This window comes from Micromonospora sp. Mcm103, assembly GCF_024519755.1.
Lineage (GTDB): Bacteria > Actinomycetota > Actinomycetes > Mycobacteriales > Micromonosporaceae > Micromonospora > Micromonospora aurantiaca.
Genome location: NZ_JALJRJ010000007.1, coordinates 201162 through 214000, shown reverse-complemented (window position 1 = coordinate 214000; position 12839 = coordinate 201162). Strand labels below are relative to the sequence as shown.

Genomic DNA, 12839 nt, shown 5'->3' with positions numbered 1-12839 from the left:
TCGGGGGGGTGCGCATGTCCGAGTTGCGGTTCACGCTGGCCGACGTCGCGGGCGTGCGGTTCGGTGTGTCGCCGGCCAACGAGACGGTCATGAGCATGTGGGCGCTTGCCGCTCCGGCCCGCTATCCGGTGCACCTGCCGTGGATCGACCGGGCCCGGGCGACGCTGCGCCGCCCGGAGGTGGCCGAGCGCGTCGCTCCGCTGGTGCATCTCACCCTGCCGCGCCGCTGGCTGCCCGACTTCCTCACCCCGGCGGCCCGCCCGGGGGTGGAGATGAACGGCCAGCTCGACCAGATCGCCGCGACGCCGCCCGACGTGGTGGTCCGGGACCTGCTGGCGACCACGCCGAGCGGGCCGCTGCGCCCGTTCGGGCGGGCGTTGCTCGCCGACCCGACCGAGCTGTTGCCGCGGCTCGTCGAGGCGATGCGCGTCTGGTACGACGAGGCGATCGCCCCGGACTGGCCGCGGATGCGGGCGGTGCTCGACGCCGACGTCGCGTATCGGGCGGCCCAGCTCGCCGAGGGCGGGACGGGGAAGCTGTTCGAGCGGCTCCACCCCGACCTGCGGTGGCTCGGCGACCGGGTGGTCAGCGACGACCCGTTCGAGCGGGACTTCGACCTGCGGGGGCGAGGGCTGGCGTTGAACCCGAGCGTGTTCAGCCGCCAGCGGGTGCTGTGGAACCTGCTGGAGGACTCGTTGCCCGCCGCGGCGTACCCGGTGCGGGCGGTCGGGACGCTGTGGGAACGCGGAACCGAACCGGTCGGCGACGCGCTCGCCCGGGTGGTGGGTGCCGGCCGGGCCGCGTTGCTGCACCTGCTCGACGCGGCGACGACCACCACGGACCTCGCCCGGCTCACCGGGCTGTCCGCCGGGAACGTGTCCCAGCACCTCTCCGCGCTGCACGCCGCCGGTCTGGTCACCCGGTCCCGGGCCGGGCGGCACGTGCTCTACCGCAACACCGAGGTCGGTGCCGCGTTGCTGCGCGCGGCGCGGGGCGGCTGAGCGGGACGCGTCAGGGCGTGCCCGGGCTCGGGGCGTCCCGGCTGACCGGCTCGCCGTCGGTCACCGCGCCGGCCAGCTCGACGGTGCCCGGCGCGGCGCCGGGCTCGCCGGTCAGCGTCAGCGTGCCGAACCCGGCCCGTACCGCCGCCGGTGTGCCGTCCTCCCGGAAGCAGTAGATGCCCACGTCGAGCGGCGCGTTCAGCGACGCCGAGGTGCTGTCGACCGTGTAGCAGGGGCCGTCGGCTCCCGGCAGCGGATCGGCCGGGGAGACGGCGAGCGGCGCACGCCTGTCGGTCAGCACCTCCAGCCAGTCGGTGAACGGGTGCTGCACGCGGGGGTCGAGCCGGCGCGGCACCGCGTCGTCGGCGTCGCCGAGGCGGACGCAGGTCGCCGCCTGCGGCCAGCCGGCCGAGGGGAGCGCGCACTGGAACAGCCCGTCGGAGGTGCCGGCGAGCGAGACGTCCACCGTCCCGGCGTGCCCCCAGCCGGGCACGTCGACCCGCCAGCTGCCGTCGTTGGCGCTGGTGAAGGCCACCGTGCGGGGCGTGCCCTCGGCGGGCGCGAACGCGTACGTGGCGGTGAGGTGGCGGTCCTGCGCCGCGGCGGCCAGCCCGGCCAGTTCCTCGCGGGCGGCGTCGACCTGCACCGGGACCGGGTCGGCGGTGCCGGTGGGCGCCGCCTCGGGGTTGCCGCCGTCGCAGGCGGCCAGCAGTACCGGCAGGGTGAGCGCGAGCACGCCGGTCAGGCGGGCCGCACGTCGATGAGCGTGCACCGGCTCATTCTGCGTCGTGGGGAGGGTCCAGGTCAGCCCACCGTACGGCTGTACCGCTTGGCGTGTCGCGTCCTTCGGGGCTGGTGAGCCGCCCCACGCCGGGGCCGGATGGTGGGATCACCCGACCCGGCGTCACGGGCCGCCCGATAGGCTGAGGCGGTCTGACACGCGCCGCCGGACCGAGAGCACCGGCGGCGTCGGCACGCTCAGGGTCGTCGCTGGGAGGGAGTGCACCGTCGTGGCACTCGTGGTGCAGAAGTACGGCGGGTCCTCCGTCGCCAACGCCGAGCGGATCAAGCGGGTGGCCGAGCGCATCGTGGCCGCCCGCAAGGCCGGCGACGACGTGGTAGTCGTGGTGTCCGCCATGGGCGACACCACCGACGAGCTGCTCGACCTGGCCAACCAGGTCAGCCCGCTGCCGCCGGGCCGCGAGCTGGACATGCTGCTCACCGCCGGGGAGCGGATCTCCATGGCGCTGCTCGCCATGGCCATCCACAACCTGGGGTACGAAGCCCGCTCGTTCACCGGTTCCCAGGCCGGCGTGATCACCACCTCGGTGCACGGCCGGGCCCGGATCATCGACGTCACCCCGGGGCGGCTCAAGGGCGCGCTGGACGAGGGCGCGGTGGTCATCGTCGCCGGTTTCCAGGGTGTCTCGCAGGACACCAAGGACGTGACCACGCTCGGGCGGGGCGGCTCGGACACCACCGCCGTGGCGCTCGCCGCCGCGCTGGAGGCGGACGTCTGCGAGATCTACACCGACGTGGACGGCATCTTCAGCGCCGACCCGCGCATCGTGCCGAACGCCCGGCACATCAAGCAGATCACCTACGAGGAGATGCTGGAGCTGGCCGCCTGCGGCGCGAAGGTGCTGCACCTGCGCAGCGTCGAGTACGCGCGGCGCGCGGGCTTGCCGATCCACGTCCGTTCGTCATACTCGACCAACACCGGCACGATGGTCACCGGATCGATGGAGGACCTTCCTGTGGAACAGGCACTGATCACCGGGGTCGCCCACGACCGCAGCGAAGCGAAGATCACGATCGTCGGCGTGCCCGACGAGCCGGGCGCCGCCGCGTCGATCTTCGACACCGTGGCCGGCGCGGAGATCAACATCGACATGATCGTGCAGAACGTGTCCACCGAGGGCACCGGCCGCACGGACATCTCGTTCACGCTGCCCAAGGCCGACGGCCCGACCGCGATGACCGCGCTCAGCAAGATCCAGGAGTCGGTCAAGTTCAAGGGCCTGCTGTACGACGACCACGTCGGCAAGGTGTCCCTGATCGGTGCCGGCATGCGCTCGCACCCGGGCGTGGCCGCCGGCTTCTTCGCCGCCCTCGGCGCGGCCGGCGTCAACATCGAGATGATCTCCACCTCGGAGATCCGGGTCTCCGTGGTCTGCCGCGACACCGACCTGGACAAGGCGGTCCGCGCCATCCACGACGCCTTCGAGCTGGGTGGTGACACCGAAGCCGTCGTCTACGCCGGCACCGGGCGGTAACGCGCCGTGGCGTCGCTGCCCACCCTCGCCGTGGTCGGGGCGACAGGTGCCGTCGGTACGGTGATGTGCCAGATCCTCTCGTCCCGGCGCAACGTGTGGGGCGAGATCCGGTTGCTCGCCTCCGAGCGGTCGGCCGGTCGGCGCGTGCAGTGCCGGGGCGAGGAGCTGACCGTCCAGGCGCTCACCGCCGACGCGCTCGACGGCGTCGACGTGGCGATGTTCGACGTGCCGGACGACGTCTCGGCGGAGTGGGCCCCGGTCGCCGTCGCACGCGGCGCGGTGGTGGTGGACAACTCCGGCGCGTTCCGGATGGACCGCGACGTCCCGCTCGTGGTCACCGAGATCAACCCCGAGCAGGTACGCAACCGGCCCAAGGGGATCATCGCCAACGCCAACTGCACCACGATGGCGATGATCGTGGCGGTCGCGCCGCTGCACCGCGAGTACGGCCTGCGCGAGCTGGTGCTCGCGTCGTACCAGGCGGTGTCCGGGGCGGGGCAGGCCGGTGTGGACGCGCTGCACCTCCAGCTCGGCAAGATCGCCGGCGATCGGGTACTCGGGTCCCGGGCCGGTGACGTGCGACAGGCGGTCGGCGACGAGCTGGGTCCGTTCCCGGCGCCGCTGGCGCTCAACGTCGTCCCGTGGGCGGGTTCGCTGGCAGACGGCGGCTGGTCCTCCGAGGAGATGAAGCTGCGCAACGAGTCGCGCAAGATCCTCGGGCTGCCCGACCTCAAGGTGTCCGCGACCTGCGTACGGGTGCCGGTGGTGACCGGTCATTCGGTCGCCGTGCACGCGGTCTTCGCCACCGAGGTGGACGCCGAGGGCGCCCGCGAGGTGCTGCGCAACGCGCCGGGCGTGATCCTGGTCGACGACCCGGCGGCCGGGGAGTTCCCGATGCCGATCGACGCGGTCGGCACCGACCCCTCGTGGGTGGGCCGCATCCGCCGAGCGGTCGACGACCCCCGCGCCCTGGACCTCTTCGTGACCGGCGACAACCTCCGCAAGGGCGCCGCCCTCAACACCGCCCAGATCGCCGAACTCCTGGCCAAGGAACTGACCCGCAGCTGAGCGGTGTCCGCTCGCGGCGACCGGGGCGGTGCGTCAGCACGAACCGTTCACCGGGTTGGCCGATCCGGTGTACAGGTACGAGTCCGGGATCCAGGTGCCGTCGGTCAGCTTGTTCCACAGCGTGCTGGTGCCCCAGCGGCCGGTCACTGAGGTGCCGCTCGACGAGCAGGCGACGGCCGCCGTGGCGCCGTCCGCGATCGAGCCGACGACCCCGTACCCGGTGCCCGGCCCGGACCGCCGGCTGACCGACGTGCCGCCGTAGCTGTCGACGATGCCCTCGGTGAAGCCGAGCGCCCCGTAGTTGTACAGCGATCCGCCGACGTTGACGCGCTTCGAGCCGTGCAGCGCGTAGCCCTCGTAGGCCGTGCTGCCCTCTCTCGGCACCCACTTGCCCAGGTTGTGGGTGGCGATCGCCACGTACGCGCCGTTCTGCCGGAATCCCAGGTGCACGTGCCGGCTGCTGGCGGAGCCGCCGCAGGTGATGTCGGTGCCGGTGTCGCCGAGGTAGGTGCCCGCGCTGACCGACGCCCCGTCGACGTCGATGTTGTTCCAGAGGTGGTAGTAGTCGGTGGTGTAGCCCCGGTCGTGGACCACCCGGACCCAGCCCTTGCACATCGTGTACGCGGTGCCGGCCCGCACGGCCAGCACCCGCTGGTCACCGCCGAACAGGTCGATCGAGCTGAACGGTCGCGGGGAGCCGGACCAGCCGTGCGGGCCACCCCTGAGGGTCCACGACTGGCCGAGGGCGAACGGCAGGCGCATACCGGTGCGGTAGTCCCCGTTGGCGGACAACGTGCCGAGGGTGGTGAAGGCGTCCCGCTCGCCGCGGGCGAGGACGGACGCGGGCGCCGCAGCGGCCAGGTCGGCGAAGGTGGCCTCGCCCTCCAGGGCGACCTGCCAGTCGCCGCGCTGCTGGCGGGCGATGAAGATCCAGCCGGACGGGTACAGCCCTTCCTTCCGCGGGGCGACGAGCACGGCGGTGCCGAAGGCCCAGGCCCGGCCGTCGCGGCGGGTGACTGTCACCCGGGTGTCCTCCACGCCGGCGGCGCGGATCTCCTGGTCCGTCGCGACCGCGGCTTCTTCGAGAAGTTTGTGCCGTACGGCGGTGGTGACGTCGTCGGCCGGTGCGGCCTGGGCGCTGTTCGGCACGGTGCCGATCACTGCGGCGACGAGCAGGATCGCGGTGGCGGTGCCGAGCCGGCGTCGCGTTTTGATCATGTCCTCTCCCAGGGGGGTGTCGAGAGGCTGACGCGTGTCCGACGGACGATATCTGAATAATTTACATGTGTCTATGTTTGTCAGGCGGCGGAGAGGTGTACGCCGTCCCGGCCGTGGCGCTTCACCGCGTAGAGGGCCTGGTCGGCACGGTGCAGGGTGCGCTCGGGGGACTCACCGGGCCTCGGCAGGGCGACGCCGACGCTGATCGTCCGGCCGGTACGGCGGGCCGCCTCGGTGAGCCGTTCGGCGATCCGGACCGCCTCCTCCGGGCGGCTCACCTCGATCACCGCCACGAACTCGTCGCCGCCGGTCCGGTACAGCTCGTCGCCCTGGCGCAACGCGCCTTCGAGGGCCCGTGCCAGACCCACCAGCAGCCGGTCGCCGGCCTGGTGGCCGTACGTGTCGTTGACGTCCTTGAACCCGTCCACGTCGATCGCCAGCAGCGCGGTACGCCCCGGCGTGGCGGTGGCGATCCGCTGCCCGAACGGGCCGGTGTGACGCAGCCCGGTGAGCGGGTCCGAGCTGGCCTGCTCGCGCAGCCGGGCGAGCGTACGCAGCCGGTCCAGGCAGGTCCACGCCTGCCCGGCGAGCAGCTCGATCAGGTTGACGGTGGTCGGGTCGGGGCGCAGGCGCTGTTCGTCGGCCACGAGCAGCACGCCACCGGAGGCGGGTGTGCCGACCGGCACCGCCACCAGCGTGCGCGCGCCGGCCCGGGTCAGCGGCAGGTACTCCTCGGTGGGCGGGTGGCCCGCCTCGCCCAGCGTGTACGCCGAGCCGTACCGGTGGGCCCGGTCGATCATGCGGTCCAGCGCTACCGGTCCGGCCTCTTCCAGCTCGGCTCGGATGCGCGCCTCCAGCGCCCCCGGGGTGCCGGTGGGCGCGCCGAGGCGCGGGCCGCGTCGGCCGGTGAGCACCAGTACGGCGGCGGAGAGCGCTGACACGTCCCGGGCCGCGGCGAGCGCGGCGGTCATCAGGTCCCAGTCCGTCGGCGCGGCGGTGAACGCGGCGGCGTGCCGCAACAGCTTCTCGCTGCGGCTCTCGGCCGGCGGCCCGCCGAGCGCGGCGATCCGCCCGCCGAGGCGGTCGGCCACCAGCTCTGCTGTCTCCCGCCATGCGGCGAGCACGACCGGCTCGCTCCACTGGAGGTCGAGCACGCCGATCGGGCGGCCGTCCGGGTCGCGTACCGGCACGCAGAGTTCGGCGGTGACGTCCGGGCGGACCTCGAGGTAGTCGGGGTCGGCGCCGACGTCGGGCACGGCGGCGGTGATCCCGGAGGCGTAGACCCGCCGTACCACCGAGGGTTCGGGCCGGTGGCGGCCCGGCGGAGTGCCGTCGGCGGTGGCCGGCACGTGCGAGAAGACCTGCCAGGCGCCGGTCGCGGCGACGCAGCGCAGACGGTCGTGGACGCGCAGCAGGACGGTGGCGGTCGCTGGGGTGTGCCGGGCGAGCGCGGCGACGGTCCACTGGCACGCCTCCGGGACGGTCGACGCCGTGGGGAGGCGCACCGTGACGTCGCGGAGGACTCGCTCGTGGTCCACGTCGTTCCTGCTCGGAGGGGGTCGGGTCGCGATCAAGGGTACTCAGCGCAACCGCCGCCGACCTTCGTACACATGTGCTATCCACAGGCTGTGGACGCAGCCTGTGGGCAGAAGCGGGCCTGCGCGGGGAGGGTGTGCGGCGATAGCGTGAGGGCCCGGGCACCCGAGGAGGCGGCCGATGCTCATCGCCCAGCTCAGCGACCCGCACGTGACCACCGGCCCGCTCGCGGCCGACCCGGCGTCCGGGCTGCACCGGGCGCTCGGCACGGTGCTCGCGCTGCGGCCCCGGCCCGACTGCGTGGTGATCACCGGTGACCTCACCGCCAACGGCCGGCCGGACGAATACCTCGCCCTGCGCGAGATCGTCGGCGCGTTCCCGCTGCCTGTGCACCTGGTGACCGGCAACCACGACGACCGCGAGTCGCTGCTCGACACGTTCGGCGGCACCCCCTACCTGGCCGGTGGCTTCTCGGCGCACTACCACGTCGACCTGCCGGACGCGACGCTCGTGGTGCTCGACTCGCTCACCCCGGGCAGCCCCGGCGGGCGGCTCGGCGACGAGCAGCTCGCCTGGCTGGACGGGGTGCTCGCCGGGCGTACCGACGCGCCCGCCGTCGTGTGCCTGCACCATCCGCCGGTCACCGTGGGCGTGCCGGGCATGGACGCGATGGGCCTCGCCGACGCCGACGCGCTCGCCGCCGTGGTCGGCCGTCACCCCCATGTCGTACGCGTCGCCGCGGGTCACCTGCACCGTCAGGTGACGAGCGCGTTCGCCGGTACGGTGCTGACCACCGCGCCGAGCACCTGGATCCAGGTGAGCCTGAGCATGACCGAGGAGGAGGAGCCGGGGTTCGTCGCCGAGCCGACCGCCTTCCTGCTGCACCTGATCGCCGACGGCGGCTGCGTGACGCACACCGTCCAGGTCAGCCACGCCGCCGGGCGCACCTGCTGGTTCTGAGCCGCGCCGCCGATGCTCTGGTACGTCGCGTACGGCTCGAACCTGCACGCCGCGCGGCTCGACTGGTACCTGCGTGGCGGATGCCCACCGGGCGGGCTGCGCACGTACCCCGGCTGCCGGGACCGCCGGCCACCGCGCCGGACGGTTCCGGTGCTGATCCCCGGCGGCGTCTACTTCGCCGGTGAGTCGCGGGCCTGGACCGGCGGCATGGCGTTCTACGATCCGCTGCTGCCCGGCCGGGCGGCGGCGCGCGGCTACCTGGTGACCGTCGAGCAGTTCGCGGACATCGCCGCGCAGGAGATGTACCGGCCGCCCGGCGCCGACCTGGCCGGGATCCTCGCGGCGGTCGAGACCGGGCGGGCGACGCTCGGGCCGGGCCGGTACGAGACGCTGCTGCGCGTCGGCGTCCACGAGGGCCTGCCGATGCTCACGTTCACCGCGCCGCACCGGGCGGTGGAGGTGCGGTGGACCCGGCCCGCCCCGGTCTACCTCGGGATGCTGGCGCGCGGGCTGCGCGAGGCGCACGGCTGGGACGCCGCGCAGACCGTCGGCTACCTGGCGGGCCGGCCGGGGGTCGCCGGGCGGTGGACCCGGCCGGCGTTGCGCAGGCTGGTCGCCGCCGACTGAAGGCCGTGGCGATTTGTCCTGATGCAACCGCCCTCGGCGTCCCTCGCGTCCATCAGCCGTAGGGTCCCGGGAAGGAGCGGCATGCGGGCCGAGGACGAGACCGAGTACGTGGCGTACGTGCGGGCACGGCTTCCCGCGCTGCACCGCACCGCGTACCTGATCTGCGGTGACGCGCACCTGGCGGACGACATCGTGCAGACGACGCTGACCAAGCTCTACCGGTACTGGCGGCGGGCGGCCGCGGCGGACGACACCGACGCGTACGTCAGGCGGATCCTCATCCACACCTATCTGGACGAACGCCGGCGCGGGTGGTTCCGGATCCGGCTGCTGCCGCAGGCGCCGGAACGACCGGCCGCCGCGCCGCCGGACGTCGAGGAACGCGACGGCGTCCAGGATCTGCTGGCCGGCCTGCCACCGGCCCAGCGGGCCGTGCTGACCCTCCGTTTTCTCTGCGACCTTCCCGTCGCGGAGGTGGCGAGCCTGCTCAACTGCTCGACCGGCAACGTCAAGAGCCACACCTCTCGCGGCCTCGCGAAGCTGCGCCGCCGGCTCGACCTGGAGACCTGCACCGACAACCGAGCGGGAGGATGACATGACCTGGGACGAGGACCGGGCGGGTGCGATCGTCCGCCGGGAGTTGACCCGGGTCGAGGTTCCGCCGAGCCGGATCGACCCGGGTGCGGTGCTGATCGCCGTACGCCGGGCCGAGCGGCGGCGTCGCCGGCTCACCGTCGGCCTCGCGGCGGCCACGGTGCTCGCGATCGGGCTCGGGTCCGCGGTGGCGCTGGGCGGCGACGGCCGCGACCGGGGCATGGACGACATCGTCGGCCGGCCGTCCCCGGGCCCGACCGAGACCCGCGCCGTGCCCACCGTGGACCAGGTGCGGGTACGGATGAGCGCGAGTCCGGCCGAATGCACCTCCGAGCAGTACGACACGCCGGACGAAGCGTACTTCCCGAGCCTGGGCGCGGTGGACCCGAGCGGCCGGTTCCTCGCGGGGACCTCTTCGGCGGAGGACTGGCGGAAGACGGGTTTCCGCACCTACCTGGTGATCTGGGACCGGGGGAAGGCGAGTCTCGTGGAGCTGTCACGTGCGTTCCAGGCCACCGTGACCGCGATCAACTCCGCGGGTGTGGCAGTCGGCAACCGGTGGGACGGCGTGAGCCGGCCCGACGTGCCCTGGGTCTATCGGGACGGGCAGGTGCGCAACCTTCCCCTGCCCGAGGGCTACCGGGACGTCCGTCCGGTCTCGGTCGACGCCGCCGGGGAGATCCTGGGAGTCGCCGGCGGCAACGGCGAGAAGGCGGTACTGGTCCGGTGGGACGCCGCGGCGCAGACTCCTCCCCGGGTCGTCACGGACCCCTTCGGTGCCTTCCTCGGCTGGGCGCCCGACGGCACGGTCACCGAGAGCGTGATTCCCGCCGGGGAGACGGCGGCCGTCCGGATCTCCCGGCCGGACGGCGGCACTCTGGTGCAGCCCGCCGCGCCCGGCTGGCATCTCCGCCGGGACGCTGCGTTGCAGGGCGACTGGCTGGCCGGAACCGTCAGGGGCGTCGGTACCGAGAAGTCGTCACCGGCGCAGTGGAACGTCCGGACGGGCCGGCTCACGGTGTTCGCCGGTCTGGACACCCACCGGCTCGACAACGTCTCCACCGACCGGAACGGGCGCCTGCTCGTCTGGATGCCTCGGCAGGACTGGTTCCTGGTCGAACCGGACGGGACGGCGCGGCGGATACCGAGGAGCCTGACGGGCGAGGGCCTGACGAGGGGAATCCTCTTCGACGACGCGGGACGCATCTACGGCGGGGCGGTCGACGAGAACGGGCGGCAGTGGCCGGTCGTCTGGCAGTGCCGGTGACCGGCACGCCCGGCAGTGAGTCGAGTTCGGACAGTTCGCTCGATATGCCGAGCCGTCGTACATGAACGACCGTTCGGTCCGCGATGGGTGACCGGCAGGAGGTGATTCCGGCAAGGACGGTTGCCAGCGCAACGAATTCCGCGTGACATGAGCGTCGGCGCCGGCTCCCTGTCCCTGGGAGCCGGCGCCTTCGACGGCGGCGGGCATCGACGCGTGCGCCCGCGCGGAATTTCACCTGACCGTCATGTCCGACTCGTCCGGCAGACCGGTACGGGCCGCCCGAGACAGCGACGATTCCTGATGCCACCCCGTTCGACCTGGCGGCCGGTGGATGAGAAGCTACCCCGGCGGGGCGGCGTTCCCCCGAGTACCGCCCTCCGCGATCGACACCTGTCACGGCACGGACCAGGGTCGCCGGGCGCACCATCGCCCGGACGCCACATACCGGCATCTCACGAGGAGTTCCATGTCCGTCACCGGGATGCGACGCCGGGCCGCCGTCGGCCTGGCCGCACTCGCCGCGACCGCGTTCACCGCTGTCGCCGTCACCCCCGACCAGGCCGAGGCCCGCCCGAAGCCGGTCGACGTCCAGTTGCTCGCGATCAACGACTTCCACGGCAATCTGGAGCCGCCGACCGGTTCCAGCGGCAGCATCGACGGCCAGCCGGCCGGTGGCGCGGAATACCTGGCCAGCCACCTGAAGTCGATGCGCGCCGAGGCCAAGGCGCAGGGCAAGGGCACCGTCACCGTCGCCGCCGGTGACCTGATCGGCGCCTCGCCGCTGCTGTCCGCCGCGTTCCACGACGAGCCCACCATCGAGGAGATGAACCTCGCCGGGCTGGAGTTCGCGAGCGTCGGCAACCACGAGTTCGACGAGGGCGCGGCCGAGCTGCTGCGCATGCAGCGCGGCGGCTGCCACCCGGTGGACGGCTGCGCCGACGGCACCCCGTTCGGTGGCGCCAAGTTCTCGTACCTCTCGGCGAACGCCTTCAAGACCTCCACCGGCCTGCCGCTGATGCAGCCGTTCGGCATCAAGATCGTCAAGGGTGTCCCGATCGGTTTCATCGGGATGACCCTGGAGGGCACCCCGAACATCGTCAGCCAGCAGGGCGTCGCCGGCCTGCGGTTCACCGACGAGGCCGACACCGCCAACAAGTACGCCAAGATCCTGCGCCTGCTCGGGGTCAAGAGCATCGTCGTGCTGCTGCACGAGGGCGGCGTGCAGAACGGCGGCGGCATCAACGACTGCACCGGCTTCAGCGGCCCGATCGTCGACATCGCCAACCGGATGGACCCGTCCATCGACGTGATCGTCAGCGGGCACACCCACGCCGCGTACAACTGCAACATCAACGGCAAGCTGGTCACCAGCGCCAGCTCGTTCGGCCGCCTGGTCACCCAGATCGACCTGAAGATCGACCCGCGTACCCGCGACGTGGTCACCGCGTCCGCGAACAACGTGGTGGTCACCCGGGACGTCGAGAAGGACCCGGCCTCGACCGAGCTGATCAACCGGTACAAGACCGCGCTCGGCCCGGTGGCCGACCGGGTGGTCGGCGAGACCACCGCCGCGATCACCAAGACCCAGGAGAACCTGTACCAGACCGGGGTCGACGTCAACGGCAAGCCGACGTACCAGACCGGTGAGTCGCCGCTCGGCAACGTGATCGCCGACGCGCAGCTCGCCGCCACCGACACCGAGCAGAACGCGGTCGCCGCGTTCATGAACCCCGGTGGCGTCCGCGCCGACCTCGACGCCGGCCCGGTCACCTACGCCGAGGCGTTCACCGTGCAGCCGTTCGCCAACAACCTGGTGACGCTGGACCTGACCGGCGCGCAGCTCTACTGCATGCTGGAGCAGCAGTTCACAGTCGCGCGTGTGCTCTACGCGTCCTCGACCGTCAACTACGTCGTGGACGTCAACGGCACCACCGCGCCGGCCGGCACGCCGTGCGCCGGCACCCGCGTGGTCCGGGGCAGCCTCACCATCAACGGCACCCCGGTGACCGACACCGCCACCTACCGGGTCACCGTGAACAACTTCCTCGCCGGTGGCGGCGACGGCTTCAGCGTCCTGACCGGCGGCACCAACGCGGTGACCGGCCAGATCGACCTGGACGCCTTCACCGCGTACCTGACCGAGAAGTCGCCGGTCTCCCCGCCGGCGCTGGACCGGATCCGCACGACCACCGAGGTCGCGGCCGGCTGACGGCCGACCGCACCGCCGACGGGCCCCGAAGCGTTCGCTTCGGGGCCCGTTCGTGTCGGGCTGCCCGCCTCGTCCCAGGCCGC

Annotated in this window: 11 protein-coding genes; 8 read left to right on the top strand and 3 right to left on the bottom strand. The window is 72.9% G+C overall.

Going from position 1 to position 12839, the window contains the following annotated elements; translation table 11 throughout:
• Positions 1-14: 14 nt before the first annotated feature.
• A complete protein-coding gene (locus tag OC439_RS11910; RefSeq protein ID WP_262013447.1) occupies positions 15-1001 on the top strand; it encodes a helix-turn-helix domain-containing protein in 987 nt (328 codons plus the stop codon).
• Between the two features lie 10 nt (positions 1002-1011).
• On the opposite strand, the gene OC439_RS11905 is transcribed toward OC439_RS11910, so the two are convergent.
• Positions 1012-1773, bottom strand: a complete 762-nt coding sequence (locus OC439_RS11905) for a hypothetical protein (protein ID WP_262013446.1) — start codon at positions 1771-1773, stop codon at positions 1012-1014.
• A gap of 238 nt (positions 1774-2011) precedes the next feature.
• Between OC439_RS11905 and OC439_RS11900 the strand changes: the two genes are divergently transcribed.
• Both OC439_RS11900 and OC439_RS11895 read left to right on the top strand, forming a co-directional pair.
• Positions 2012-3277, top strand: a complete 1266-nt coding sequence (locus OC439_RS11900) for an aspartate kinase (protein WP_135242401.1) — start codon at positions 2012-2014, stop codon at positions 3275-3277.
• Positions 3278-3283: 6 nt separating this feature from the next.
• A complete protein-coding gene (locus tag OC439_RS11895) occupies positions 3284-4345 on the top strand; it encodes an aspartate-semialdehyde dehydrogenase (protein WP_262013445.1) in 1062 nt (353 codons plus the stop codon).
• Positions 4346-4378: 33 nt separating this feature from the next.
• Here OC439_RS11895 and OC439_RS11890 read toward each other — a convergent pair whose 3' ends face one another.
• Positions 4379-5563: a peptidase M23 gene (locus OC439_RS11890; RefSeq protein WP_262013444.1), complete on the bottom strand. Its 1185-nt coding sequence runs from the start codon at positions 5561-5563 to the stop codon at positions 4379-4381.
• Positions 5564-5643: 80 nt separating this feature from the next.
• The gene (locus OC439_RS11885) at positions 5644-7101 is read right to left on the bottom strand and encodes a sensor domain-containing diguanylate cyclase (RefSeq protein ID WP_262013443.1); all 1458 of its coding nucleotides are present in this window, start codon (positions 7099-7101) and stop codon (positions 5644-5646) included.
• A gap of 178 nt (positions 7102-7279) precedes the next feature.
• Here OC439_RS11885 and OC439_RS11880 point away from each other — a divergent pair, with 178 nt between their 5' ends.
• From OC439_RS11880 to OC439_RS11860, 5 genes are all read left to right on the top strand, one after another.
• The gene (locus OC439_RS11880) at positions 7280-8059 is read left to right on the top strand and encodes a phosphodiesterase (protein ID WP_262013442.1); all 780 of its coding nucleotides are present in this window, start codon (positions 7280-7282) and stop codon (positions 8057-8059) included.
• Between the two features lie 12 nt (positions 8060-8071).
• Positions 8072-8686 (top strand): histone deacetylase, encoded by a 615-nt coding sequence (locus tag OC439_RS11875; protein WP_262013441.1) that lies wholly within the window; start codon positions 8072-8074, stop codon positions 8684-8686.
• 81 nt (positions 8687-8767) lie between these two features.
• Positions 8768-9280, top strand: a complete 513-nt coding sequence (locus tag OC439_RS11870) for a SigE family RNA polymerase sigma factor (RefSeq protein ID WP_262013440.1) — start codon at positions 8768-8770, stop codon at positions 9278-9280.
• A gap of 1 nt (position 9281) precedes the next feature.
• Entirely contained in the window at positions 9282-10547 is a 1266-nt protein-coding gene (locus OC439_RS11865; protein WP_262013439.1) for a hypothetical protein, read from the top strand.
• Between the two features lie 466 nt (positions 10548-11013).
• A complete protein-coding gene (locus OC439_RS11860; RefSeq protein ID WP_262013438.1) occupies positions 11014-12756 on the top strand; it encodes a bifunctional metallophosphatase/5'-nucleotidase in 1743 nt (580 codons plus the stop codon).
• The last annotated feature ends 83 nt before the right edge of the window (positions 12757-12839 follow it).